Below are 25563 nucleotides of genomic sequence, written 5' to 3'. Positions count from 1 at the left end.
CGACAATGGAGAATGTTGTAAACAATTATGGTTAAAGTCAGAAAAGATCACCCGCTCACTGACGATGGTGCGGTCGATATTCAGGCCTGGATTGGCCGCTTGCCTCACGTCCAGTCGCATTCGGACACAGCGTTGGCAGTGCTTGAACGTGCCTGCGAGGCAGTGCGTGAGGCTGACAGTCGCCCGGGCGATGCAGAGAGTAGTTGGGGGGAGGGCACCAGTTGTTTTCTGATCGGCCTGGAGATGGCCGAAATCCTCGCCGATCTACAGCTCGACCCGGATACCCTGGTCGCAGCGGTGCTCTACCGGGCCGTGCGTGAGCAAAAACTGGCCCTGGATCAGGTTAAAGCCGATTTTGGTGAAACCGTGGCCAAGCTGGTCAAAGGGGTTCTGCGCATGGCGGCGATCAGCTATCAGCGCAGCGATTGCGAGGGCCGTGTGTTTGGACAGGAGTCGGTCGAGCAGGCCGACAACATTCGCAAAATGCTGGTGGCGATGGTTGACGACGTGCGTGTGGCTCTGGTCAAACTGGCCGAGCGCACCTGTGCCATTCGGGCTGTCAAAAACGCCAGCGCCGCCCGTCGACGCCAGGTCGCGCGCGAGGTCTCGGATGTCTACGCGCCTCTGGCGCACCGCCTGGGTATCGGGCACATCAAGTGGGAGCTGGAGGATCTGGCGTTCCGCTACCTGGAACCGACGGAGTACAAGCAGATTGCCAAGCTGCTGGACGAGCGTCGGCTCGCCCGCCAGGCCTATATCGACGAAGTGCTGACGTTGCTGCGCAGCGAGCTGACCAAGGTCAATATCGATGGCGAGGTCACCGGCCGGGCCAAGCATATCTACAGCATCTGGCGCAAAATGAAGCGCAAGGGCATCAGCTTTTCCCAGGTTTACGATATCCGCGCGGTGCGTATTCTGGTGCCGAGTGTGAGCGACTGTTATTCGGTGTTGGGGATTGTCCACACCCTGTGGCGGAACATTCCCCACGAGTTTGACGACTATATCGCCTCCCCCAAGGAAAACGGCTACCGCTCCTTGCACACGGCGGTGATCGGTCCGGAAAACAAGGTGCTGGAAATCCAGATCCGCACCCAGGCCATGCACGAGGAAGCGGAACTGGGGGTGTGTGCCCACTGGCGCTACAAGGGTACGGACACCCGCTCTAACCAGGACAGCTACGAGCAGAAGATTGCCTGGTTGCGGCAAGTGCTTGAGTGGCATGACGAGTTGGGTACGGACTCCCAGCAACTCCAGGACGATCTCGGCGGTGTCGATCAGGATCGGGTGTACGTGTTTACCCCCGAGGGCCATGTGGTCGATCTGCCCAAGGGGGCGACGCCTCTGGACTTCGCCTACCGGATTCACACCGATATTGGTCACCGCTGCCGGGGGGCCAAGGTCAACAACCGGATCGTGCCACTCAACTACGCACTCAACAATGCCGATCAGGTGGAAGTCATCACCGGCAAGCGCGAGGCGCCGAGCCGGGACTGGTTGTCCCCGGCGCTGGGTTACGTGCACACCGCCCGGGCGCGCTCGCGGGTCCAGCACTGGTTCAAACTTCAGGCGCGGGATCAGAATATTGCCGAGGGTCAGGCTCTGCTCGATCGCGAATTCCGCCGCCTGGCGCTGCTGGATCTGGACTTTCAGGCTCTGGCGAAAAAGCTCAAAATGGCCAGCCTGGACGATCTCTATGCCGCCGTGGGCGCGAGCGACATCGGCGTCGGTCAGGTGCTGGCGGCGGCCCAGCGGATGCTCGATGCGAGCAACCCCAAGGAGCCGGTGATTCCGTTCAAATCGGTCCCGAAGAACGCGCGGAAAAAGGATTCCGACTTCTTTATCGAAGGGGTGGGCAATCTGCTCACCGAGATTGCCAATTGCTGTCACCCGGTGCCGGGGGATGCCATTATCGGCTACATCACCATCGGACGGGGCGTGTCCATTCACCGCCAGGATTGCAACAATGTATTGCAGCTTCAGGCCGATGAGCCCGAGCGCATCATCAAGGTGGACTGGGGCCAGACGCCGCAGAGTACTTACTCGGTAGATATCATGATAGAGGCCTACGATCGACACGGGCTGTTGCGCGATATCACCACGCTGCTCGACAGCGAGCGGATCAATGTAAGTGCCATGCAAACCCTGTCGGATAAACGTAAAAACACGGTAGATATGCAATTGACCGCTGAAATTCGCGGCTTTGACGAGTTGAGCCGTATTCTCACCCGGCTCAATCAACTGCCCAACGTCGCCTCGGCGCGACGCAAGCACTGAACAAGGCGATCTATGTATTCGTTGGATGATCTGCTATACCTGATGGCCCGACTACGCGACCCGGACACCGGTTGCCCCTGGGATGTGGCGCAGAGCTACCGGACCATCGCACCTTCTACCATTGAAGAAGCCTATGAAGTGGTCGACGCCATCGAGCGCGGCGATCAGGGGCATTTGCGTGAAGAGCTGGGCGATCTGCTGTTTCAGGTGATCTTTTACAGCCAGTTGGGCAAGGAAGACGGGCACTTTGATTTTGCCGGTATTGTCTCCGAGTTGGTGGCCAAGTTGATTCGCCGCCATCCCCACGTATTTCCCGACGGCACCCTGGCGAGCCGGGTTGAAGATCAAGCCTCAGTACCCACCGAGGTCAAGCAGCGCTGGGAAGCCATCAAGCGGGAAGAGCGGGCCCAGAAGTACCCACCGAGGTCAAGCAGCGCTGGGAAGCCATCAAGCGGGAAGAGCGGGCCCAGAAGGGCGTGAGCGGGACGCTGGACGATGTGCCCGTGACCCTGCCGGCTCTGAGCCGGGCTGCGAAACTGCAAAAGCGGGCGTCAGGTGTGGGTTTTGACTGGCCCGCCGTCGATGGCCCGCTCGACAAGGTTCGCGAGGAGCTGACCGAACTGGAAGAGGCCGTGGCCGCAGGCGACAAAATCCATGCCGCTGAGGAGCTGGGTGACCTGCTGTTTGCCGTGGTGAACACCGCGCGCCACCTGAAAATCGACCCGGAAACCGCTCTGCGTGCCGCCAACCGCAAGTTTGAAACCCGCTTTCGCTATGTTGAGCAACACTGCCAAACGCCCCTCAAGGATGCAGACATGGAAGCGCTGGATCGGCTTTGGGAAGCGGCTAAAAGAGCGGACTGACGCGCCATTTGGTCTATACTGATGTGACCCAGAGCAATTGTTCGCGAAAGCCGTGCGCGGGAGGGCAGCGATGGGGGAGGGCAGTGAGAGTATCCAGGTGCATGTCTCCGAGCTTCAGGTGGGCATGTATGTGTCCAAGCTTGACCGGGACTGGTTGGAAACGCCGTTCCTGATGCAGGGTTTTTTGATCGAACACCCTGACGATATTGATACGCTGGCCGAATATGCTACCTATGTGTGGGTCGATGCGGTGCCCGAGCCCCGTCAGCGCACGCCAGAGCGCCCGGCCGCGGCGGCCCGAAAATCTGTTCCCCCCGCACGTAAAACCACGTCGTATATCAATAAAATTCCCGCGCGCGAAGAGCATCGGCAGGCGCTTGGGGTCTATCGGACCGCGCGCAAACTGACCCGGAGTCTACTCGATGAGGCCCGCCTCCGGGGGGTTATTGATACCCAGGGGGCCAAAGAAACTGTGCGTTCGTGTGTGGACAGTATTCTGCGCAATCCCGACGCCCTGATCTGGATGACCCGTATCCGCAGCGAGGATGAATACACCGCAGAGCACTGCCTGAATGTGTGTATTCTGGCCATTGCCTTTGGTCGCCATCTGGGGTTGAGCGAGGATGCCCTGGAAGAGCTGGGGCTGTGCGGGCTGCTGCACGATGTGGGCAAGATGCGGGTACCCACGGAGATTCTCAACAAACGGGGTTCCTTGACCCCCAAAGAGCTCAAGACCATGCGTGCCCACACCGTGTTCGGACGCAATTTGCTGATGGCCTCGCCCGGGGTATACCGGGGTGCGATCGATGTGGCACACAACCATCACGAGCAGATGGACGGCAAGGGTTACCCGCGCGGACTGGCGGCAACCGGTATTTCCGAGTACACCCGCATTGTCGCGATTGTCGATGCTTACGACGCCATGACTGCCGATCGCTGTTACGCCAGTGCCCGTCCCACCACCGACGCGCTGAAAGTGCTTTACCAGGCCCGCGGCACTCAGTTTGACGAGGCGTTGACTCTGGCATTTCTCAAATGTGTCGGTCTTTATCCGCCGGGTAGCCTGGTGGAGCTGAAGAACGGCCTAGTGGGTTTTGTCCTGGAAACCAGCCAGCGCTACCGCCAACTCCCCAAGGTGATTGTGATCAATCGTGGCGAGCTGCCTCTGGAGCGCCAGCGTATTATCGATTTGTCACTGATCGAACAGGGTAAACTCAAACGCGATTTTCTGATCCAGAGGGTTCACGCCGACGGTCACCTGGGACTGGCCCTAAAGGACTTCCAGCGTCAGGGGCTGGTGCTTAAGCACTAGCGGTCAGAGATTTCTGAGCGCATTGCGCGCCTCCCGGTGGGCTTTGCGCATCAGCCTTTCAAGCAGTGAGCGGATGAAGTTCTGCGTGAGTAGCTCGCGGGTGACTTTCGCTGTCATATTGAGTGCCTGCATCATGCGTCGAATAAGGTGGAGTACCCAGCGACTGATGCTCTCGGTCAGATCAATGCCTTTTTTCAGAATGTAGGCGAGTTTGTCGGCGATGGTAAAGGCGCCGATAAACGTGGCCTGAATCACAACAGCCGCAGCCGAGGCGACTTTGCTGATCACGTGGATCAGCGCGGAGTCCAGCCAGCGCCAGAAAGTCGCCGATGATGTGTCGACGGGCGATTTTGATTCCAGCCAGCCCTCAATGGCGCTTTCAAGGGTATAGGGTTGTTCGGGTTTTTCATTGATTTGCGCCCAGGCCAATCCCTCGACCGATTTAATGTAACGCACCATTCCGTGGGCAACCCCTGACAGTAGAGGTTCATTGGAATGGATATAGTGTCCTGTCTCTCTGAAGGGCGCATGCATAAACGGGTACAGTGGCACCAGGGACACCGGGTCGGTCCGATGGTAAACCCGATGGATATTGGCGCTGGTCAAGGCGGCGGTAGTGCGTTTGGCAAACTGCTCGGTCCCGACTCTGGGGGCGCCGAAGGTATACAGGCGGGTCGAGTGATGCAGTGTCCGCGCAACCCAGTCGGCCGCCAGAGATGCAATGGCGCCGCCGAGGCTGTGCCCGATACAGTGCACCGTTCTGATGCCCGCCTTGCACTGGGCAAAAAAGCCTTTTATCTGGGGCAGCATGCTGCTAAAGCAGTGCTCAAACCCGCTGTGTACTGGCACCCCACCCGAGGACACGGATAGCCCAATTCTCGCATCAGTCAGAAAGTCAGCGCCACTGTTCGCCGTTGTCGTACCCCGAAAAATCAGAAAAACGTCGCCCTGGTAACGGTTGGCGCCGTGCGCGCAGACGCCAAAGGCATCCTGGTGATTCAGTAGCAGGCGACCGCCGACTTCGGCTTTTAGTGGCTTCGCTCGATGTGATTGCTTGAAAAGCGAGCTGTTCAGAAAATCATCGACTCGCCTTTCGTTGCGTACCAGATAGATTTCGTCCGCAAGCCGGGCGGCCTCGGTGGGTGTTACGGTATGCATTTTTTGGTCTCCCTTCCTGTACTGTCAGTCCCATTTACAAGCAACCTTGCCAAGGCTGTTTGGTGTTCTTAAACTCTCAAGCTCTCGGAGCAGTTCGCAACGCAGGCCGCTTGGTTCCGCTCCAAGCTCGCCAAATTTCTCGCCGCCTTTCGTGGATATATCCCAGATTAAGTAGTCCGAACTCTTATATGTCACTCTGATTTCCTGATCAACTACCAGGGTAACAAGCGCTCCGCCTCTGTATGTGCCCCTATGCTCCGGTATTGAAAACTCCCCTCTCTCATTCGTGCGGTAGTGAAAGGTTTCGCCTTTATCATCCTTCCAGCGAAGGAGCAGCGTGATCTCAGCATTGGCCGCCGGTTCACCCTTGTAAGTCAGTGTCCCTTTCAGGGGAGAAAAGAGAACGGCTTCCGTTTTCGAGAAAAAAGGTGCCATGGCAAACCCCGTATTGATGTAAGCGAGTGATGAGAAGAGGGCAAAGACAAACAGTGCTCGGCGAAAATGTGAGTAACATTTTCTGCGCGGTAGGCGAGAGAGAGAGGCGATGGGTGTCGGCACGGATTGAAACTCCCTGTTAAAACATTGTCAGCTCCATTGCGCAAATCTTAACGGCTCATTTGCTCAGATGGCGTGATCGAAGTCACATTCGTAAAGGCTCATACTTCCGCATAAGGCCGATACTCAATCCTGCACACCCAATAGGTCAGCTCCCCCCGCTCGGGTGTGCGCACCACCACTTCATCATCCACCCGCTTGCCCAGAAGCTGGCGGGCGAGGGGGGCATCGACGCTCAGTTGTCCGCGGCTGAGATCAAATTCGTCGGGGCCGACAATCTGGTAGGTACGCTCTTCGCCCTGCTCGTCTTCGAGCGTGACCCAGGCGCCAAAAAAAATGCGGCTGCGGTCGTCGGGCAGGCGGTCCACGACGGTTAGCTGATCGAGTCGTTTGCTCAGGTAACGCACCCGTCGGTCGATTTCCCGCAGCCGCTTCTTGCCGTAGATGTAATCGCCGTTTTCCGAGCGGTCGCCGTTCTTGGCCGCTTCGTGCACCACCTGGGTGACCTGTGGTCGCTCTACCTTCCAGAGCTGGGTAAGTTCTTCCTGCAGGCGGCGGGCGCCCATGGGTGTGATGTAGGCGGAACTGCGCGGCCCGGGCGCACGCCAGCGCCCCATCAGTGCGCCTCCGGTCGGGTGATGGCGACAGGCTCCAGAGGATCGGCGGGGGTGAAGCCAAAAATCTGTCCATAGAAAGACAGTTCCGCTTCCATGGCCCGCTGAATACTGTCAGCCTGGCGGAAGCCGTGGCCTTCCTCGGCAAAGGTCACATAGGCATTGGCAATGCCCTTGGCGGTCAGTGCGTCGACGACCGCTTCGGCCTGACTCGGGGGGACGACCTTGTCCTGCAAGCCTTGAAGTACGATCACCGGGCAGCGTAGCTGTTCAATGGCGTGGATGGGCGAACGCGCCCGGTAGGTGGCCTGCTCGGTGGGATAGGGGCCGATCAACGAGTCCAGGTAGCGCGACTCAAACTTGTGGGTATCCCGGGCGAGGGTTTCCAGATCGCCGATACCGTAAAGACTGGCCCCGGCTTTGAAGACGTCGGTAAAGGTGAGGGCGGCCAGCACCGTATAGCCCCCGGCGCTGCTGCCACGAATGGCGAGCTGATCCGGGTGCGCCCGGGCGGCCTTCGCCAGATGGCGGGCGCCACTGCAGACATCGATCACGTCGGTCACGCCCCAGTTACCCTTGAGTCTGTCCCGGTAGGGGCGACCATACCCGGTGCTGCCTCGGTAGTTGACATCCAGCACGGCAAAGCCGCGGCTGGTCCAGAACTGAATCTTGGGGTTGAGAGACGACTCCGTCGCCCCCGTGGGGCCACCGTGACATACCACCAGCAGCGGCGGCAGGCTGTCTTTGGGCGCGCGGTAATCCGGGTTGTGCGGCGGGTAAAAGTGACCGTGGGCCTGCTCGCCATCCTGGGTGGCAAAGCTGACTGCCTCCGGAAGTGAAAGATAGGCTTCGGGCAAGGGTTTCGCACTTGCGTGGGCCAGTGCCTTGAGCTTGGTGTCGCCGTCGGTGTAGCGCCACAGCGTAGCGCTCTGCTTGGGACTGGCGCCAAGCAGCAGCCCTCGTCCGGGGCCGCAATGGATACCGGACACGTCGGTCAGGTTCTCGGCCAGGGGGGTGAGTTCGCCATTGCTCAGCGACAGGCGCGCCAGGTGCCAGCGACCGTTGCGGGTGTAGGTGCACAGAAGGTTATGGAAATCGAGGAAGCCGTAGGTGGACATGCCAAACACCCACTGGGGTGTGGCGAATTCCGCATCCATTGGGCAGAGGGCATCGCTGCCGGTGCCGTTCCACCGGTAGAGGTTCCACCACCCGCTGCGATCGGACACAAAGTACAGCTGTCCGTCTGGAGACCACTGGGGCTGGAAAATGGACTCATCCGGTCCGCCCGCAATGACGGCACTGTCAAAAATAGCGCCGTGGCTGTCCAGGCGTGCCAGGTGGCACTCGGTGCCGTCCCAGGGCATCTGGGGGTGGTGCCAGCACAGCCAGCTCATATGGCGGCCGTCGGGACTGATCCGCGGGTTGCTGTAAAAGTCGGCCCCGCTGACCAGCACCTCCACGTTGCCGGGTTCGAGCAGGTCGATGGCGACAATCTCGGCGCGCTCTTCCACGCCGTTGACTGTATGGTCCTCTCGCACACAAAGGAGTCGGTGGCGGCGGTAGTCCAGGTGCAAATCCGCGTAGCGGTAGGCGCCTTCAGGCGTCACTGGCTCCGGTGTGGCGCTGCCTGCTTCGAGTCGGTACACCCGCTGGTCAGCGTCGAGCACGCAGTAAACATGGCCGGCGTACACCGTGTAACTGCCGCCGCCGTATTCATTGGCCCGGGTGCGAACGCTATGGGGTGCGGGCAGGAGGTCGCGATGCTCACCCTTAGCGTTGAGTTCCACCAGTGCGTTGCGCCCACCCTCTTCGGGCCGTGCCTCAAGCCAGTAGCTGTTGCCACCGTCGATCCGGGGCTCGGACAGGCGGACGTTTTTCTCGGTCAGGCGTGCGGCGGTAATCGGAGAGCGCCAACTGCCATAGGGAGCTGTAGTAGTCATGGATTTACACGCGTGGATTATGGACAATGGTGAGTCACCCATTATCAATAGCCTGCGCCCAAGGATCAACCGCCCGTATGACAGACGTGAATCGCCAGGTGGATGCGCTGCTGCGCGACACCCCGCCCGGAACGCCCCTGTGGGTGGCGCTCAGTGGCGGGCTGGACTCCAGCGTCTTACTGCATGCTCTGGCTGGACGCGGGGCGGCGGGTCGTATCCGGGCGGTGCATGTCCATCATGGTTTGTCCGACAACGCCGATGCCTGGCAGGCCCATTGCGAGCAGTTGTGCGCGGCCCTTGGGGTAGTGTTGACCGTGCGCAAGGTCAGTGTTCAGGCGCAGGGCAAGGGCCTGGAGAGCGCTGCCCGGGACGCACGCTATCGGGTCTTCGAGTCGCTTCTGACGCCCGGCGCCCTGTTACTCACGGGGCATCATGCGGATGATCAGGCCGAGACCTTACTGTTGCGTCTGCTTCGGGGAAGTGGCCTGCGCGGTCTGGCCGCCATGCACCGAACCCGCCCTCTGGGCCAGGGGCTCGTGGTTCGCCCGTTGCTGACGCTGCCGCGTTCTGCACTGCGGAGTTATGCTGATACGGTCGACCTGCGCTGGGTTGAGGATGAGAGCAACCGGGATACCGCCTTCGATCGCAATTATCTGCGCCAGCGGGTCATGCCGGTGCTGGCCGAACGTTGGCCGGACTTTGCCCGGCGTTGGCAGCGGACGAGCGCACAGCTGGCCGAGGCTCAGACGTTGCTCGATGATTTGGCTGCCATTGATCTCCAAACATTGGAGCCGCGCCCGGAGCGTCTGGGGCAGAGCTTGCGGGCGGACGGTCTTTGCGCACTGACCCAGCACCGGCGAACCAACGTCCTGCGGTATTGGTTCGCCAAACAAGGTTTGGCTATACCCGAGCGGGTGCACTTGGCGGCGCTCAGGCAGCAGTTGCTCGAAGGAAGCACGGACAGTGAGGCACTGGTGGAGTGGGGTGACGCCCAGGCCGGACGCCACCGTGATCGCCTGGTGGTTTGGCCCCGTGCTCAACGGCCTGCTCCTTGGCCGGAGGGCGAGTGCGTGGCAGTGGCAAACCAGTGCGATCAGACCTTGGTGCTGCCTTCCGGGGGTGAGCTTGAGTGCGAATTTCGGGCGTTGGTACCGCCGGATCCGGTGCCGGGTAGCTGGCTCCGTGCGGACTTGCCGGATCTGCATGTGCGCGGGCGTATCGGTGGTGAGCGCTGTCAGCCGAGCGGGCGGGCGCACTCCCAGCGCTTGAAAAACCTTCTTCAGGAGCACGCGTTGGCACCCTGGCTGCGGCCGTCGCTGCCGCTGATATATAGCGGTGAGCAGCTGGTGGCGGTGGCGGATCTGTGGCTATGCCGGGGTTTTGAAGCCGCGCCGGGCGCCCCAGGCTATCGTCTGCACTGGCGCGCCGGGCGCAACTTTTGATTGAGAAGCGCAGGCCTTTCTGCTACCCTGACGCCCCGTCCTGAAGACAAATACCCGCGCTCGAGCCGAGCGTTCTGCGTGTATTTGCCTGCATCCTGTCGCACTCGATCTACTGAACAAGGCTATACATGACGCGATATATATTCGTTACTGGCGGTGTCGTATCCTCATTGGGCAAAGGCATCGCCTCGGCTTCGTTGGCAGCCATCCTGGAAGCTCGCGGGCTCAACGTCACCATCATGAAGCTCGATCCCTACATCAATGTGGATCCGGGCACCATGAGTCCCTTCCAGCACGGTGAAGTGTTTGTCACCGAGGATGGTGCCGAGACTGACCTGGATCTGGGTCACTACGAGCGCTTTATCCGCACCAAGATGACCCGGCGCAACAACTTTACCACCGGTCGGGTGTACGAGACGGTGCTGCGCAAAGAGCGACGGGGCGATTATCTGGGCGGTACTGTCCAGGTCATTCCGCATATCACCGATGAAATCAAGCGCCGGATTATTGAAGGCGGTCGGGATGTCGATGTGGCACTGGTGGAGATCGGCGGCACCGTGGGCGATATCGAGTCGCAACCCTTCCTCGAAGCGGTGCGTCAGCTCAAAGTCGAACTCGGTCCGCAGCATTCGCAACTGATTCATCTGACGTTGGTGCCTTATATCGCCACCGCCGGAGAAACCAAAACCAAGCCCACACAGCATTCGGTCAAAGAGTTGCGCTCCATTGGTCTGCAGCCTGATGTCCTCCTGTGCCGTTCGGAAAAAACCGTCGACGATGATTCCCGGCGCAAGATTGCGCTCTTTACCAACGTTGATGAGCGCGCCGTGGTGCCCTTGCCCGACGCTAATACCATCTACGCCATTCCTCGTTTGCTGAAAGGCTATGGCCTGGACGATATCGTCATTGAACGCTTTGGCCTGGAAGCGCCGGAAGCGGATCTGAGTGAATGGGATCGGGTTGTCGATGGCAAATTGCATCCGGAGCACCAGGTCACTATCGCCATGGTGGGCAAGTACATGGAGTTGCTCGATGCCTATAAGTCCTTGAATGAAGCCCTGGAACACGCCGGCATCCACACTCGCACCAAGGTCAAGGTGAATTACATCGACGCCGAGCGGGTGGAAAAAGAAGGCGTGGAGATTTTGAAAGACGCCGATGCGGTTTTGGTGCCGGGTGGCTTTGGCGATCGGGGTGTCGACGGCAAACTCATGTCTGTGCGTTACGCCCGTGAGAACAATGTACCGTACCTTGGAATCTGTCTGGGCATGCAATCGGTCGTGATCGAGTTTGCACGCAATGTTCTGGGCCTGAAGGACGCGGACAGTACCGAATTCAACAAGCACAGCAAGCACCCGGTGATCGGCCTGATCACTGAGTGGATCGACGCCGATGGCTCGGTTGAAACTCGCGATGAGAGTTCGGATCTGGGCGGCACCATGCGCCTGGGTGCGCAGGAGTGTCGTTTGGTCAAGGACGCCAAAGTGCGCGAGATTTACGGCAAGGACGTGATCATTGAGCGCCACCGTCACCGCTATGAGGTGAACAATAATTACGTCGATCAATTGCAGCGCGCCGGCTTGCGTATCGGGGGCTGGTCTTCCGATGACACCCTGGTGGAAGTGGTCGAAATTCCCGACCATCCCTGGTTTGTCGCCTGTCAGTTCCACCCGGAGTTTACCTCGACCCCGCGCGATGGCCATCCGCTGTTTACCAGCTTTATCAAAGCCGCGCTTGCCAATAGCCAGTAAGCGCACGGATCAGGAGTCAAGATGGATAACAAGCAGGTAGCGATAGGCAAGCTGAGCGTCGGCAATGATCTGCCCTTTGTGCTCTTCGGCGGTATGAACGTCCTCGAAAGCCGCGATATGGCCTTGCAGGTGGCCGAGGCCTACGTCAAAGCCACGGACAAACTGGGAATTCCCTATGTCTTTAAGGCCTCGTTTGATAAGGCCAACCGCTCGTCGATTCATTCGTTTCGCGGACCGGGCATGGAAGAAGGCTTAAAAATCTTTGAAGCGGTCAAGGCCGAGTTTGGCGTTCCGGTGATCACCGATGTTCACGAAATTCATCAATGCCAGCCGGTGGCCGAAGTCGCCGACGTGATTCAGCTGCCGGCCTTTCTTGCTCGCCAGACCGACCTGGTGCAGGCCATGGCAGAGACCGGTGCTGTGATCAATATCAAAAAGCCCCAGTTCCTGAGCCCGGGGCAAATGAAAAACATCGTCGAAAAATTCCGCGAGTGTGGCAACGACCAGATCATTTTGTGTGACCGGGGCAGTAACTTTGGTTACGACAACCTGGTGGTGGATATGCTCGGTTTCCGCACCATGCGCGAAGTCAGCGGCGGCGCGCCGGTCATTTTTGACGTGACCCACTCGCTGCAGTGCCGCGACCCTATGGGGGCGGCCTCCGGTGGCCGTCGTCATCAGGTAGCCGAATTGGCGCGTGCGGGTATGGCGGTAGGCCTGGCGGGCTTGTTCCTGGAAGCTCATCCGGACCCGGATAATGCCAAATGTGACGGTCCGAGCGCCTTGCCGCTCGATAAGCTTGCCCCCTTTCTGCAGCAGATGAAAGCCTTGGATGACCTGGTCAAAGGCTTCCCCCCGCTCGATATTGTGTAACCTCGCGCGGGTACGCTGTACAACCGATTTAATGTGAAACTGGAGTAGGAAAACTCATGAGCAAAATTGCTGATATTAAAGCCTTTGAAGTATTGGATAGCCGCGGTAACCCCACCGTGAGCGCTGAAGTGATTCTGGAAAGCGGTGTTGTCGGTCAGGCCTGCGCGCCCTCTGGCGCCTCTACCGGTTCACGCGAAGCGCTGGAACTGCGCGATGGCGACAAATCCCGTTACCTGGGCAAGGGCGTGCTCAAGGCGGTTGAAAATATCAATGGCACCATCAAAGGTCTGCTGGTGGGTAAAGATGCCGCCGATCAGCGCGGGCTCGACAAAATCATGATCGACGCCGACGCTACCGAGAACAAGTCCAAGTTTGGCGCCAACGCCATTCTCGCGGTTTCCCTGGCTGCTGCCAAAGCCGCCGCCGCCGACAAGGGCATTCCCCTGTACCAGCATATCGCCGACATCAATGGCACACCGGGCAAGTACACCATGCCGGTACCGATGATGAACATCATCAACGGCGGCGAGCACGCCGACAACAACGTCGACATTCAGGAATTTATGGTTCAGCCGGTCGGCGCCAAGAATTTTGCTGAAGCACTGCGCATGGGCGCCGAGATTTTCCACGCCCTGAAAAAAGTGCTGAGCGAAAAAGGCCTGAGCACGGCTGTCGGTGACGAAGGCGGTTTTGCGCCGGATCTGCCCTCGAACGCCGACGCGTTGAATGTGATTGCCACCGCTGTGGCCAATGCCGGTTACAAGCTGGGCGACAACGTCACCCTGGCGATGGATTGCGCTGCCTCCGAATTCTACAAGGATGGCAAGTACAAGCTCTCCGGTGAAGGTAAAGAGTTTACCGCCGAAGAGTTCTCTGACTACCTGGCTGAGCTGTGCAAAGAGTTCCCGATCATCTCCATCGAAGACGGCCTGGATGAAAGCGATTGGGATGGCTGGGCTTACCAGACCAAAGTCCTGGGCGACAAAATCCAGCTGGTGGGCGACGACCTGTTCGTCACCAACACCAAGATCCTGCAAGAAGGTATCGATAAGGGTATCGCCAACTCGATCCTGATCAAATTCAACCAGATCGGTTCGCTGTCTGAAACCCTGGACGCGATCAAGATGGCTCAGGATGCCGGCTACACCGCCGTTATCTCGCACCGCTCCGGTGAAACCGAAGATACCACCATCGCCGATCTGGCGGTTGCTACGGCCGCAGGTCAAATCAAAACCGGTTCCCTGTGCCGCTCTGACCGTGTGGCCAAGTACAACCGTCTGCTGCGCATCGAAGCCGAGCTGGGCGACAAAGCTGCCTACCGCGGTCGTGCAGAGTTCAAAGCCTAAATCAGGCTGAAACGCTCAGGCGCCACGAAAAAAGGGCCGGCATTTGCCGGCCCTTTTTATTTGGGGCTGATCGGCCAGTCATGATAATCCACCGAGTCCAGTTGTTGGGCCGGTGCAGCGCCTGCCCAGCGGTTTATGAACTCCCCGTTTGGGTCCCAAATCTGAGCCTGCTTGTCGATATTGAAATGTCGGCCCCCGCGCGGATCCGCTCCCACACCGGCGATGTACTGCCAGTTCCCCCAATTGCTCGCGACATCATAATCGAGCAGGTGCTGCTCAAAAAAAGCGGCACCGTAGCGCCAATCACATTTCAGCTCATGGATCAGGCAGCTGGCCGCGATCTGTCGGCCGCGATTACTCATATAGCCGGTGGCGAGCAATTGTTTCATGCAAGCGTTCACCAACGGATAGGGCGTTTCACCTCGGCACCATTTGCGAAAACGTTCCGGGTAGAAACTGGTCAGGGGCCTACGGGTTCCGATACCGCTGAATCGGTACAGGTGTTGTCGATGCTTGTGGGCGTACCATTGAAAGTATTCGCGCCAGAGCAGCTCGAAATAGATCCAGTAGCTGGAGTCGTTGGCGCCATGGGTGCGCTCGTAGGTGCGTAAATGTTGTACCAGCGTCTTGGCCGAGACGCAGCCGAGGGCAAGCCAGGGGGAAAACTTGGTGGAGCTGTTCCAGTCGTCCAGGGCGTTGCGGGTTTCCTTGTAGGTGTGGGCACGATTGTCAGCGAAGTAGTCCCTTACGTGCCGCTCGGCAGCGCTCTCACCGCCGGCAATCGGCGAGTCTGCACCGACGTCGGCGGGCCATAGGGGCAACGACACCGATTTGGGTGCGGGCGGCAATGACACCACGGTTCCTAACGGCGGGGCGACATTGAGCTTCTCTACCCGCTTACGAAACCCGGAGAAGGTACTGGGCAGCTCCTCGATGTCGAAAGGCAGCTCGTTGGGGCGAAACAGGGTGTGGGTGTGGAACTCGCGTAACGTCAGTCCGGGGTGGCTGACGCCGAGATTGTGCCAGTATCGGTTCTCGTATTCGCCTGCTTGTACGGAACGGAACAGGGCGTCGACCCGCTGCTCTGCGATCAGCGACTTTAAGGTCCCGAGCAGATCAGCGCGAATGACATACAGGGTTTGCCCCAGCTTGCTGAGACGCTGGGACAGGTCGGTGAGGGCCTCCTCCCGAAACCGTTGACGTTCGGCCCCTGGGGTGGCTTGAGGATAGAGGCTTGAGCGGGTCCAGGGCGCCTCTGGCCAGCATACACAAATCAATTTCTGACTGTGCAAGGCGGCCTGCTGTAGCGCTGGGTTGTCAGCGATGCGCAGGTCGTTGTTAAACCAGTAAATCGCGGTCTGGATCATAGGCTGTATACCTCGGAATCGTAGTGGGGTGATACGGCCTAAAAGCCTGTCCGGACGAGCGCGGTAGTGTGAGGTTTAATCCCCAACGATGACGCCGCAGGCGATTCGCGCACCGGCGCCGCCAATGGGCTGGCTGTAGTGATCGTCGGGGTTCTCGTGGATCACCAGGGCCGTACCGTCGCCACCCAGGAGTGCCGCAGCCCGGCTGCCATCCAGACTGACCCGCTCGTTAAACAGTTCGGCGCGCGCGTAGCCGTCTGTATGGACGTAAAAATTGTTCAGGTCACCGGCGTCCGGCCCTTCGGGGTTCATCAAGCCGTGCTGCTTGTCATCCGGGTTGAGGTGTCCGGACGAATCCTGAAAGCCGTGTTCGTGATCATCGCAGGTGCCCACACTGTGAATATGGATGGCTTTCATGCCGGGCTCGAGACCGCGTAACTCCAGGCTGAACAATACGCCGTTGGGACCCTGGCGCAGGTGAATCTGACCGACGGTGTCGCCATCGCTGTCGATCATTTCGGCGTAGGCACTGGCGGGCGCGTCACCGTGGTTGTGGGCCAGTGCGCCAGCGCTCAGGGTCAATGCCGTGCCGGCGACAAGTGCAGATAATTTGCTCATGATCAGTCCTCTTGGTGGTGCAAGTGTGTAGACAGATAACGTCGGCGACGTTGTTGGGGATCATTATAGGTAAAAAGTGTGATCTTTGCCGGAAGGGGTCGCTTTGCCCCCGCAGACCCTTGGTGTACCATGACAGTCCTCGAATTTCCAACCGGTTCTGCCATGAAATGGATGGTCACACTTTTACTGATTCTCCTGGTTGGCCTGCAGTATCGCCTGTGGGTCGGCGAGGGCAGCCGCGCGGATCAAGCCCGTCTTGAACGTGAGATTCAGCGTCAGCAAGCCGAGAACGAGCGCCTGCGCGAGCGCAACCGGGTGCTTGCGGTGGAAGTTGAGGATCTTAAAACCGGCCACGATGCCATAGAAGAGCGCGCCCGCCAGGATATGGGCATGATTCATGAGGACGAAACGTTTTTTATGATTGTTGAGGACGAGTAATTCCGTGAGTCTTGATCCTGCCAAAACCTGGGTGCTGGTGCCCGCCGCCGGCGTCGGCGTCCGGATGGGAGCGAATCGCCCCAAACAATACCTGCCGCTGTGTGATCATACGCTGCTTGAACAGACTCTGACGCGCTTGTTGGCAGCATCGGATATCCGCGCGTTGCTGTTGATGCTGAGCGCAGAAGATGACTACTGGCACCAGTTGCCTCTCAGTCATGACAGCCGCATTCAGACCTTGATTGGCGGCAGCGAGCGTGCTGATTCGGTGCTCAATGGTCTGCGCGCACTCGAGCCCTACGCCGGTGCCGATGACTGGGTGCTGGTACACGATGCCGCGCGTCCCTGCATTACCCCAGCTCAGATTGAGGCGCTGCGCACGGCCGTCGTTGAGCACCCGGTGGGCGGTATTCTCGGCGTACCCGTGAGTGATACAGTCAAACGCGTCAGCGCAGGTGAAATTTTGGCGACCGAAGATCGCCGACCCCTGTGGCGCGCGCAGACCCCCCAAATTTTTCGCTATCGCCTGCTGCGCGACTGCCTCGCCACCGCGCTTGAACAGGGATTGGCGATCACCGACGAAGCCTCGGCCGTCGAAGCCTTTGGCCACCGCCCGCTGATGGTTGAGGGGCGCGAGGACAACCTCAAAGTCACCCGCCCGGAGGATTTGCCCCTGGCGGCGCTGATCCTTGAACAGCAGGAGAAAACCCCATGAGAGTAGGACAGGGTTACGATGTCCACGCCTTTGGTTCGGGCGAAAAAATCGTTATTGGCGGCGTCTTGATTCCCCATACCCAAGGGCTGGTCGCGCACTCTGATGGCGATGTGCTTCTGCATGCGCTCTGCGACGCTCTGTTGGGGGCGGCGGCCATGGGTGATATCGGTCGCCACTTTCCGGATACCGATCCCCAGTACCGCAATGCCGACAGCCGCGCGCTGCTGCGTATGGTCTACGCCAAACTCAAAGCCGCGGGCTGGCGGCTGGGCAATGCAGATATGACTGTGGTCGCCCAGGCGCCCCGTATGGCCCGCCATATTGACGCCATGGTGGCCAACATTGCGGCAGACCTGGAGGTGGCGCCCGGGCAGATCAATGTCAAGGCGACCACCACCGAGCGCCTCGGGTTTACCGGGCGCGAAGAAGGTATTGCGGCCCAGGCGGTCGTCTTGCTGAACCCGGTACAGACCTGAGGTGTCGGTATTGACCTCGCGCGTCCCGACGTTCAAGGCGCCCTGGTGGCAGCCCGGGGGACACCTGCAAACCCTGGTGCCGCGCTTCGCGCGCAGGCCGGTGCTGACCAGTCAGCCGGTAGAAATCCCCCTGCCCGATGGCGATCGCCTGGTGGCGGACCTCTACCCGGATGCGCAGCCGGGAAAACCTCTGGTGATCATTTCCCACGGCCTGGAGGGTAATTCCCAGCGCGCTTATGTACTCGGCCTGGCGCAACAGGCTCAGGCGCTCGGTTACCCGGTACTGGCCTGGAACCTGCGCGGCTGCGGCCGCGCCGACAACCTGACGCCCACGCTTTACCATTCGGGCGCCAGCTACGATCTGGACGCGGTAATCACCTGGGCGGCCGAGCAGTGCGGCTATACCCATTTCGTGCTCGCCGGTTTTTCCCTCGGGGGTAATATGACCCTCAAGTGGCTCGGTGAGCAGGGGCCCGAGGCCGCCCGGCGGGGCGTGCGCGCCGCAGCAACGGCGTCGGTGCCCGCGGATTTGCGCGGTTGTGCGATCGCGCTGGAGCGCCCGGCCAACGTGATTTACCGGCGCCACTTTGTCCGGGCAATGAAGGCGCGGCTGCAACGCAAAGCCGCCCAGTTCCCGGAACACTTCGATACCGCGCCGCTGGCGCACTGTCGCACCCTCTGGCAACTGGATGATTACTACACAGCACCGCACGCCGGCTTCCGGGACGCCGAGGATTACTACCGGCAGTGCAGTGCGCGTTTCTTCCTTGCCCCCATTGATGTGCCGACGCTGATGGTCAGCGCGCGCAACGACCCTTTCCTGACCCCCGAGTGCTTCCCTGAGCCGCAGGCGGCGAAAAACGCCCAGCTACCCCTGGAAATCACGGCTTCGGGTGGGCATGTGGGCTTTTGGGGTGGCGGTGATCGATGGTGGCTGGATCGGCGCCTTATGGACTTTTTTGAGAGTGTTACCACTGATGACTGAGTTTGATCTGAATTTTCCGCGGGTTCTGGGTGAGCCCGAGGCGCGCGCCATCTTGAGAGCGACCCCTGAGGATTTTCAGGTGGATGAGGTACTCGGGTTCGAGCCTTCGGGTAGTGGTGAGCATTGGTGCATCCACTTGCGCAAGCGTGGCCAGAACACCGACTGGATCGCCCGTCAGCTGGCCAGCGTGGCGGGGGTAGAATCCAGGGACGTCAGCTACTGCGGACTCAAGGATCGGCATGCGGTCACCACCCAGTGGTTCAGCATCTACCAGCCCAAGGGCGCCGAACCCCGGTGGTCCGAGGTGGAGAATGACGACGTGCAGTTGTTGCAGGTGACCCGACACAATCGCAAATTGCGCCGCGGACAGCATAGGGGCAATGACTTCGTCATTCGGTTGCGGGACCTCCAAGGTACCTCTGAGGAAGCGCTCGAACCGCGTCTGCAACGGCTCGCACGGGAGGGCGCCCCCAACTACTTTGGGGAGCAGCGTTTTGGTCGCGAGGGAGGCAACCTGCCTTTGGCCCAGGCTTTACTGGTCGAACGGCGCCCCATCCGGCGGCGCCAGGAGCGTGGGTTGGTGCTTTCCGCTGCACGTTCCTGGTTGTTCAATCAGGTGCTGGCGGAGCGGGTTCGACAGGGCAACTGGCGGGCGTTGATTGATGGGGAGCCCGAGGCGCAGGCTTCAGGACCGCTTTGGGGGCGCGGGCGGCCCCTGACGAGCGGCGAGTTGGGAGCGCTTGAGCAGAAGGTACTGGCACCTTGGCAAGCCTGGTGTGACGGGCTCGAGCATGTTGGCCTGAATCAGGAGCGACGGGCCTTACAGTTGCTCCCGGAGGACCTGAGTTGGCACTGGCAGGGGGCGGATCTGGTTTTGCGCTTTCGGCTCGGTGTGGGCACCTACGCTACGGCATTGTTGCGTGAACTCTGTGACTGGACCAGCGCTTGAAGTCGGGGCCTTGTGCTATAGTGGCGTTTTTTACAGCCTGCAGTATCAAATGGAGGACTTGGGTTGAGCAGCCTGATTCTTGAAGGCGTGGGGATGACCTCACTGCGTACCCGCGAGCGCCTGTTGCAACGTCTGATGGACCAGGGCGTAACCAACTTTCGGGTGCTTGACGTTATTCGCAATACGCCCCGACATCTTTTTCTGGATGAAGCCCTGTCACATAGGGCCTATGAGGACTCATCCTTGCCGATCGGCTACGGGCAGACGCTGTCCCAGCCCTATATCGTGGCGAGAATGACTGAAATACTGCTGGCGGCTGCGGGTGGATCCCTGCGTCGCGTGCTCGAGGTGGGCACTGGCTCCGGCTACCAGACGACGGTGCTGGCACAGTTGGTAGAGCAGGTGTACAGCGTTGAGCGTATCAAACCACTGCAAGATCGTGCGCGTGAGCGCCTGCGGCAACTGGGGCTTCACAATGTCCAGCTCAAGCACGCTGATGGCGGTTTCGGCTGGCCCGAGCAGGGGCCCTTCGATGGTATTCTGAGTACGGCGGCGCCGCAATTCGTGCCGGAAGAGCTCAAACAACAGCTGGCCCCGGGCGGGGTGCTCGTGATCCCTGTGGGCGGGCAGACTCAGCAACTGCATCTGGTGATCCGCGAACCGGACACCGATAAGTTTGTGACCCAAGTGCTCGAACCGGTGAAATTTGTGCCCTTGCTGTCCGGCATAACCCGATAATTGCCCCGATCATCGGGGAGAGCCAAGGAGAGACCGTGCGTTCCTACCTGATATTGTGGTTGAAGGGCGTCGCCATGGGTGCCGCCGACGTTGTCCCGGGCGTCTCCGGCGGCACCGTCGCCTTCATCACCGGCATCTACGAAGAATTGATCGATTCCCTGCGCGGTTTGACGCCGTCAGCGCTTGGCGTGTGGCGGCGTGAGGGTATTCTGGCCTTCTGGCGGCGCATTAACGGCAGCTTTCTCCTGACCCTGTTTGCCGGGGTTCTGTTCAGTCTGTTCACACTGGCCAATGCCGTTACCTACTTGCTTGAGCACCACGCGTTGCTGGTGTGGGGTTTCTTTTTTGGTTTGATTTTGGCGTCTGTGCTCTATGTGGCGCGTCAATTAGTCTGGCGTAGCCCGGGAGTCTGGGTGGCGCTGCTGGTCGGCGTGGCGATCGCCCTGGTGATCTCCCAGTTGCGCCCGGCACAGCTGCCGGGAGAGTGGTGGATGGTGTTTATTGCCGGCATGATTGCTATTTGCGCAATGATCCTGCCGGGTATTTCGGGTAGTTTCCTGTTGCTGATGATGGGCATGTATCCGGTATTTCTGGCGGCGCTGAGCAGCTTCGATGTAGCAATCCTGGCGAGTTTTTTTGGTGGTTGTGTCGTTGGTTTGTTGGCATTTTCGCACCTGTTGTCCTGGCTTCTACACCACTACCACGCCCGGACACTGGCGTTACTGACGGGTATTCTGCTGGGGTCTCTGACCATCATCTGGCCTTGGAAACAGATGGTTACAGCCGGTCTGGATCATCGGGGCGAACCCCAGGCGCTGGTTCAGGTCAACGTATGGCCGGGCAATTATCCGGGGGAGTCTTTGTGGCCGGCGGTTCTGGCACTTGCCGTCCTTGGTTTTTTTCTGGTGTTGGCGGTAGAGTGGGGTGCGGCCAAAGGGCGCCCGAAAGCGGGCACAGAACCTCGGACGCCACACTAAGAAATCCGTTACATTGCAGGGCATTTTGGGAATTTGGTGCCAAAAACATAGAGTATTTTTAAATCGGATTTTCACTTTTTAGAGCGTTTTATTATAAAAAGTGGTCGTTTATTGGTCTAGCACATCGAGAATGGTATGCCTCAGGGGTGTCGAAAAGCCACATTCACAGTGATTCGATCGATCAGTATATTGATCGTTTGTGTGCTGTTGAAGAGTTGTGGCACGGCGCCTCCCGCACAGATCAGTGAGCGCGATCAGCCTCCCAGTCGGCGTATTCAGGACGGTGCCCGGCCCACCGGTGGGGGCGCCACTCAGCGGACACCGGTGCCCGATTCCGGCGAGCATCGGGTCGCTCGCGGTGAGACACTTTACTCAATTGCGTGGCGTTATGGCCTTGACTACCGGGAGTTGGCCCGTCACAACGGTATTGCTGAACCTTTTGTAATCTATCCTTCACAAACCTTGCGTCTGGACGTGGGGCGCACGGCCGCGGCGCAGGCGCGTGCTCAGCCGCCGGCGACCAGTCGCCCTCAGGCGAGTCAGCCGCCAGTCTCTAGCCGTTCAGAAAATAGAACAACTTCGTCGAGAGCTACGGCGACCCCAAGCGGCAGTCCGAACTGGCGCTGGCCCAGTGACGGACGGGTTATCGGGACCTTCAACAGCAATGCAGGACTGAATAGGGGTATTGATATTGCCGGCGATTTGGGACAGCCTGTGATTGCGGCCTCCTCTGGCCAGGTTGTATACGCTGGCAGTGGGCTGCGCGGCTATGGCAGGTTGCTTATCATCAAGCACAACGATACCTACCTGAGTGCCTATGCACACAACAACCGCTTGCTGGTAGAGGAGGGGGATGTTGTCGAAGCCGGGCAGAGAGTGGCCGAGATGGGCTCAAGTGGTACCGACAGGGTGAAATTGCATTTTGAAATACGGCGTGATGGCAATCCGGTGAACCCCATGGACTATTTGCCAAACCGTTGATCTAAATTGCACCTCGCTGCGTAGGCTTCCCTGAGTGTTTAAGAGTGGTTCCACTTGAAAACGCATCAGACCCACCCAAGGATAGTACGATGGACCTTCGGTGGAGCAATTGACAATAAGGGGCAGATCATGGCTATGCAAACAAGGGATTCGAGCAAAACCAACGATCGTGACAACGCTGCGGTCAGCGAAGTCCGGTTTGACAGTGAACAAAAAGATCTGAGCACCACCGATGATAAGGCCAGGGTTTCTACATCCCGGCGAAAAACCTCTCACCGCAGCGAAGCGGCTTCCGACAAGACGCTCGACGCCACCCAGCTCTACCTCAACGAAATTGGATTCTCCCCCTTATTGACGGCAGAAGAAGAGGTTTTCTTCGCCCGTAAAGCGCTGCGCGGCGATGAGAGTGCGCGTAAACGAATGATTGAAAGCAACCTGCGTCTGGTCGTGAAGATTGCCCGCCGCTATGTCAATCGTGGCCTGGCCCTGCTTGATTTGATTGAAGAGGGCAACCTCGGGTTGATTCGAGCGGTTGAAAAGTTTGATCCGGAGCGCGGGTTTCGTTTTTCTACCTACGCCACTTGGTGGATCCGCCAGACCATCGAGCGGGCTATCATGAATCAGACCCGAACCATCCGTTTGCCCATTCACGTCGTGAAGGAGCTCAACGTCTATTTGCGTGCTGCACGCGAATTGGCACAGAAGCTTGATCACGAACCCACGCCGGACGAAATCGCTCAAGTGCTTGAAAAGCCCGTTGCGGATGTCGAACGTATGCTCGGCTTGAATGAGCGTGTCACCTCTGCGGATAGTCCGATCGGCAACAACTCCGACCGCACCGTAGTGGATACCATACCCGACACCCAGGATTCAGACCCGGCTGCGCTGCTACAGGACAGCGACATCACTGATAGCCTGGATGATTGGCTTGACGAGTTGAACGATAAGCAGCGCGAAGTGTTGGCGCGGCGTTTCGGGTTGCGCGGCCATGAGACCAGCACGCTTGAGGAAGTGGGCCGGGAGATCGGTTTGACTCGCGAGCGTGTGCGGCAGATCCAGGTAGAAGCGCTGCGGCGCCTGAAAGACATCATGGCGCGTCAGGGTTTGGATAGTCAGGCCATTTTTAGCGCCTAAGCACTCGGCAGCCAAGCTCACGTAAAAACCGCGCTCAGGCGCGGTTTTTTTGTGGGACTTTGGGCAATGCTTGGCTTGAGGCGGAGTTCCACTTTTCGCCTATGGGCCTGAAAAGTGGGAATTCACCCTGTTGGCACTGCTCTTAATTCTCCGCCAGCCCTCGTCATTCGGCATTTCGAGGTACCACTTTGGTTTTTTTCCGCTAGTGGGACGATTTATTGTTGTCCCGGGCGCACTGTGAACTATCGGCCCATCTCCCAGAATCGGTTATGACGCTGAGAAATAACGATAAATGTAAACAGTGCAACGAGGTAGACTCCCAATGCGAAAAATAATCAAAGTCAACAAACTTATGCTGGCCCTATTAATCTCGTCCGGATTGGTTGCGTGTGGCAGCTCCAGCAGTTCTGATGAAGACGCCAGTGGTGGCAGCAGCTCCGTTTCCAGCGATCAGTCCTCCTCTGAGAGTAGTGCTAGCTCAGAGTCCAGTGAAGACTCCTCCTCAAGCAGTTCTGAGTCGAGCAATGACGAATCCAGTGAATCCAGCGAATCGAGCGAAAGCTCAGAGGAGCACCAAAGCAGTTCCGAGTCCAGCAACGACTCGTCCGAACCGGCAGCCCCCGATTCTGAAGCCTGGTCATTCTACGCTGACGGGCTGGCGACGCTGGCACTGACGGTCGATGGTGAGCAAGTCTCCAGTGTGCTGACGCCCGGCCAATACGGCACTGTTGAGTCCAATGCCGAAGGCATTGGCGCCGATGGCCAGACAGTCTGGGAAATCCAGTTTAACGATCCCAACGCCAGTAATGTTTTCCTCGGTGTGGAAGACACGCCGTTCAGTCATGGTCTGACGATGACCTCAGCCATGCGGGATCACGGCGAGGTTCAGTTTGATATCCAGGTGGATGCCATTGACGCCGAGACCCGTCTGACGGTCAAACTTGATAGCGGCTGGCCCAGCGTCAGTGAGTACACCCTGGAAACCCCCGAGGTGGGTGAATGGGTCTCCATGAGTGTCCCTGTTGCTGACTTTATCGACAACACGCTGGAGCCGGGCTCGGCTGATCTTGCGCGAATCATCAACGCTTTTGTATTGGAGGCCGCGGGTGGTACAGCACTGGTGCACCTGAACAACATCCAGTACGTTTGCGCCGCTGAAGACTGCGCGCTGGAAGCGGTACAGCCGCTCCAGGAAGATGATGAGCCCAGCCCGCCCGCGAGTGAGCTTGAGCAAATTCGCTTTGAGGCACTGACTGGCGGTGGTGCGCGCTTCACTATCCGTCTACCGGAGGAGCAGCATGTACTGCATCTATTTGCTCGTCACAACGGTGTTCAGGACTTTGTCGTTAACCATATCGAGGGCATCGACGGTGCCGTGACTGACAATGGCGATGGGACCTACTCCTATGAAGTGATCCGCGAGGACGGTTATGCCGACGATGACCTGGTCGAGGTACGTTTCTATGGTGCTTCCGACAGCGGAGCAGCCCCTTACCCAGGACCGACTGACGATGACTGGTTGTCTTTGACCTACGCTGCGGGCCTTGTGGTTGAAGGCGTTGATGACAGCGAGGATGGCGACAATGGTGGCGGTGAAACCGGTGATGACGACAACGGCTCGGGGGACAACGGTCACGACGAGATTGCCGGTGGCATTGGTGAGGTCGTTATTGCGCAGTTGGACAATGGCGATGTGCGCTTCAGTATCCGCCTGGACGAGCGCAAGGAAGACGTGCATCTGTTCGCCCAGCGCAACGGTGGCCAGGATTTTGTGGTTAACCACATCCAACATACCCCCAGCAATGAGATCGACAACGGTGATGGCTCCTGGACCTACGTGGCACTGCGAGAGGATACGCCTTACGAAGATGGCGACGTGATCAGGGCGCGTTTCTATACCTTCACCCCCGCTTCGGGGCAGTCATTCTACCCGGGCCCGACCGATGGCGATTGGGCAGAAACAACCTTCACTGACTGACCGTTAACCACAATCACCTCACGAGTCGCAGGATGCCATTAACCATGCATTCTGCGGCGCGCGGTCAGTGAGGCGTTCG

General features: G+C 59.1%; 24 protein-coding genes. 18 read left to right on the top strand and 6 right to left on the bottom strand.

What is annotated here, in order from left to right:
* Nucleotides 1–27 precede the first annotated feature (27 nt).
* From relA to DKW72_RS14310, 4 genes are all read left to right on the top strand, one after another.
* Nucleotides 28–2274 (top strand): GTP diphosphokinase, encoded by a 2247-nt coding sequence (gene relA / locus DKW72_RS14320; RefSeq protein ID WP_111643068.1) that lies wholly within the window; start codon nt 28–30, stop codon nt 2272–2274.
* Between the two features lie 12 nt (nt 2275–2286).
* On the top strand, nt 2287–2754 hold the full coding sequence (locus DKW72_RS16610) for a MazG family protein (RefSeq protein WP_232522417.1): 468 nt from the start codon (nt 2287–2289) through the stop codon (nt 2752–2754).
* On the top strand, nt 2751–3137 hold the full coding sequence (locus DKW72_RS16605) for a MazG nucleotide pyrophosphohydrolase domain-containing protein (protein WP_232522416.1): 387 nt from the start codon (nt 2751–2753) through the stop codon (nt 3135–3137). Before DKW72_RS16610 ends, DKW72_RS16605 begins: the two co-directional genes overlap by 4 nt.
* A gap of 70 nt (nt 3138–3207) precedes the next feature.
* A complete protein-coding gene (locus DKW72_RS14310) occupies nt 3208–4449 on the top strand; it encodes an HD-GYP domain-containing protein (protein WP_111643067.1) in 1242 nt (413 codons plus the stop codon).
* A gap of 3 nt (nt 4450–4452) precedes the next feature.
* On the opposite strand, the gene DKW72_RS14305 is transcribed toward DKW72_RS14310, so the two are convergent.
* From DKW72_RS14305 to DKW72_RS14290, 4 genes are all read right to left on the bottom strand, one after another.
* A complete protein-coding gene (locus DKW72_RS14305; protein WP_111643066.1) occupies nt 4453–5607 on the bottom strand; it encodes a lipase family protein in 1155 nt (384 codons plus the stop codon).
* Nucleotides 5608–5631: 24 nt separating this feature from the next.
* Nucleotides 5632–6042, bottom strand: a complete 411-nt coding sequence (locus DKW72_RS14300) for a DUF6795 domain-containing protein (RefSeq protein WP_111643065.1) — start codon at nt 6040–6042, stop codon at nt 5632–5634.
* 221 nt (nt 6043–6263) lie between these two features.
* Nucleotides 6264–6779: a transcription elongation factor GreB gene (gene greB, locus DKW72_RS14295; RefSeq protein ID WP_111643064.1), complete on the bottom strand. Its 516-nt coding sequence runs from the start codon at nt 6777–6779 to the stop codon at nt 6264–6266.
* Nucleotides 6779–8716, bottom strand: a complete 1938-nt coding sequence (locus DKW72_RS14290) for a S9 family peptidase (RefSeq protein WP_111643063.1) — start codon at nt 8714–8716, stop codon at nt 6779–6781. The genes greB and DKW72_RS14290 overlap by 1 nt, the downstream gene beginning before the upstream one ends.
* 77 nt (nt 8717–8793) lie before the next feature.
* On the opposite strand from DKW72_RS14290, the gene tilS reads away from it, so the two are divergent.
* From tilS to eno, 4 genes are all read left to right on the top strand, one after another.
* Nucleotides 8794–10158, top strand: a complete 1365-nt coding sequence (gene tilS, locus DKW72_RS14285) for a tRNA lysidine(34) synthetase TilS (RefSeq protein ID WP_198411369.1) — start codon at nt 8794–8796, stop codon at nt 10156–10158.
* A 128-nt stretch (nt 10159–10286) separates the two neighbouring features.
* The gene (locus DKW72_RS14280; RefSeq protein ID WP_111643061.1) at nt 10287–11909 is read left to right on the top strand and encodes a CTP synthase; all 1623 of its coding nucleotides are present in this window, start codon (nt 10287–10289) and stop codon (nt 11907–11909) included.
* 21 nt (nt 11910–11930) lie between these two features.
* Nucleotides 11931–12782, top strand: a complete 852-nt coding sequence (gene kdsA / locus DKW72_RS14275) for a 3-deoxy-8-phosphooctulonate synthase (protein WP_111643060.1) — start codon at nt 11931–11933, stop codon at nt 12780–12782.
* A gap of 56 nt (nt 12783–12838) precedes the next feature.
* The gene (eno, locus tag DKW72_RS14270; protein WP_111643059.1) at nt 12839–14128 is read left to right on the top strand and encodes a phosphopyruvate hydratase; all 1290 of its coding nucleotides are present in this window, start codon (nt 12839–12841) and stop codon (nt 14126–14128) included.
* 56 nt (nt 14129–14184) lie between these two features.
* Here eno and DKW72_RS14265 read toward each other — a convergent pair whose 3' ends face one another.
* Together DKW72_RS14265 and DKW72_RS14260 are read right to left on the bottom strand one after the other, a co-directional pair.
* Nucleotides 14185–15495, bottom strand: coding sequence for a DASH family cryptochrome (locus DKW72_RS14265; RefSeq protein WP_111643058.1), 1311 nt, complete (start codon nt 15493–15495; stop codon nt 14185–14187).
* Between the two features lie 75 nt (nt 15496–15570).
* A complete protein-coding gene (locus DKW72_RS14260) occupies nt 15571–16113 on the bottom strand; it encodes a superoxide dismutase family protein (RefSeq protein WP_111643057.1) in 543 nt (180 codons plus the stop codon).
* Nucleotides 16114–16275: 162 nt separating this feature from the next.
* Between DKW72_RS14260 and ftsB the strand changes: the two genes are divergently transcribed.
* From ftsB to DKW72_RS14210, 10 genes are all read left to right on the top strand, one after another.
* Complete coding sequence (gene ftsB / locus DKW72_RS14255) at nt 16276–16551, top strand: cell division protein FtsB (protein WP_111643056.1); 276 nt, start codon at nt 16276–16278, stop codon at nt 16549–16551.
* Between the two features lie 4 nt (nt 16552–16555).
* Nucleotides 16556–17266 (top strand): 2-C-methyl-D-erythritol 4-phosphate cytidylyltransferase, encoded by a 711-nt coding sequence (ispD, locus tag DKW72_RS14250; RefSeq protein WP_111643055.1) that lies wholly within the window; start codon nt 16556–16558, stop codon nt 17264–17266.
* The gene (gene ispF / locus DKW72_RS14245; protein WP_111643054.1) at nt 17263–17742 is read left to right on the top strand and encodes a 2-C-methyl-D-erythritol 2,4-cyclodiphosphate synthase; all 480 of its coding nucleotides are present in this window, start codon (nt 17263–17265) and stop codon (nt 17740–17742) included. The genes ispD and ispF overlap by 4 nt, the downstream gene beginning before the upstream one ends.
* Before the next feature lie 10 nt (nt 17743–17752).
* Nucleotides 17753–18727: a YheT family hydrolase gene (locus DKW72_RS14240; RefSeq protein ID WP_157960504.1), complete on the top strand. Its 975-nt coding sequence runs from the start codon at nt 17753–17755 to the stop codon at nt 18725–18727.
* Nucleotides 18720–19676 (top strand): tRNA pseudouridine(13) synthase TruD, encoded by a 957-nt coding sequence (truD, locus tag DKW72_RS14235; protein WP_111643052.1) that lies wholly within the window; start codon nt 18720–18722, stop codon nt 19674–19676. The genes DKW72_RS14240 and truD overlap by 8 nt, the downstream gene beginning before the upstream one ends.
* 93 nt (nt 19677–19769) lie before the next feature.
* Nucleotides 19770–20414, top strand: a complete 645-nt coding sequence (locus DKW72_RS14230; protein WP_111643137.1) for a protein-L-isoaspartate(D-aspartate) O-methyltransferase — start codon at nt 19770–19772, stop codon at nt 20412–20414.
* Between the two features lie 35 nt (nt 20415–20449).
* Nucleotides 20450–21391 carry a DUF368 domain-containing protein gene (locus DKW72_RS14225; protein ID WP_232522415.1) on the top strand — a complete coding sequence of 314 codons (942 nt, stop codon included), beginning with the start codon at nt 20450–20452 and terminating at the stop codon, nt 21389–21391.
* A 207-nt stretch (nt 21392–21598) separates the two neighbouring features.
* On the top strand, nt 21599–22372 hold the full coding sequence (locus tag DKW72_RS14220) for a peptidoglycan DD-metalloendopeptidase family protein (protein ID WP_232522421.1): 774 nt from the start codon (nt 21599–21601) through the stop codon (nt 22370–22372).
* 129 nt (nt 22373–22501) lie between these two features.
* Complete coding sequence (gene rpoS / locus DKW72_RS14215) at nt 22502–23506, top strand: RNA polymerase sigma factor RpoS (RefSeq protein WP_111643050.1); 1005 nt, start codon at nt 22502–22504, stop codon at nt 23504–23506.
* A gap of 352 nt (nt 23507–23858) precedes the next feature.
* Nucleotides 23859–25484: a hypothetical protein gene (locus tag DKW72_RS14210; protein ID WP_157960503.1), complete on the top strand. Its 1626-nt coding sequence runs from the start codon at nt 23859–23861 to the stop codon at nt 25482–25484.
* Nucleotides 25485–25563 lie beyond the last annotated feature (79 nt).

Origin of the sequence: Marinimicrobium alkaliphilum (assembly GCF_003259155.1) — a bacterium.
Classification (GTDB): Bacteria; Pseudomonadota; Gammaproteobacteria; order Pseudomonadales; family Cellvibrionaceae; genus Marinimicrobium_A; species Marinimicrobium_A alkaliphilum.
Note: the sequence above shows the minus strand (reverse complement) of the source record. Positions and strands in the feature narration are given on the sequence as shown.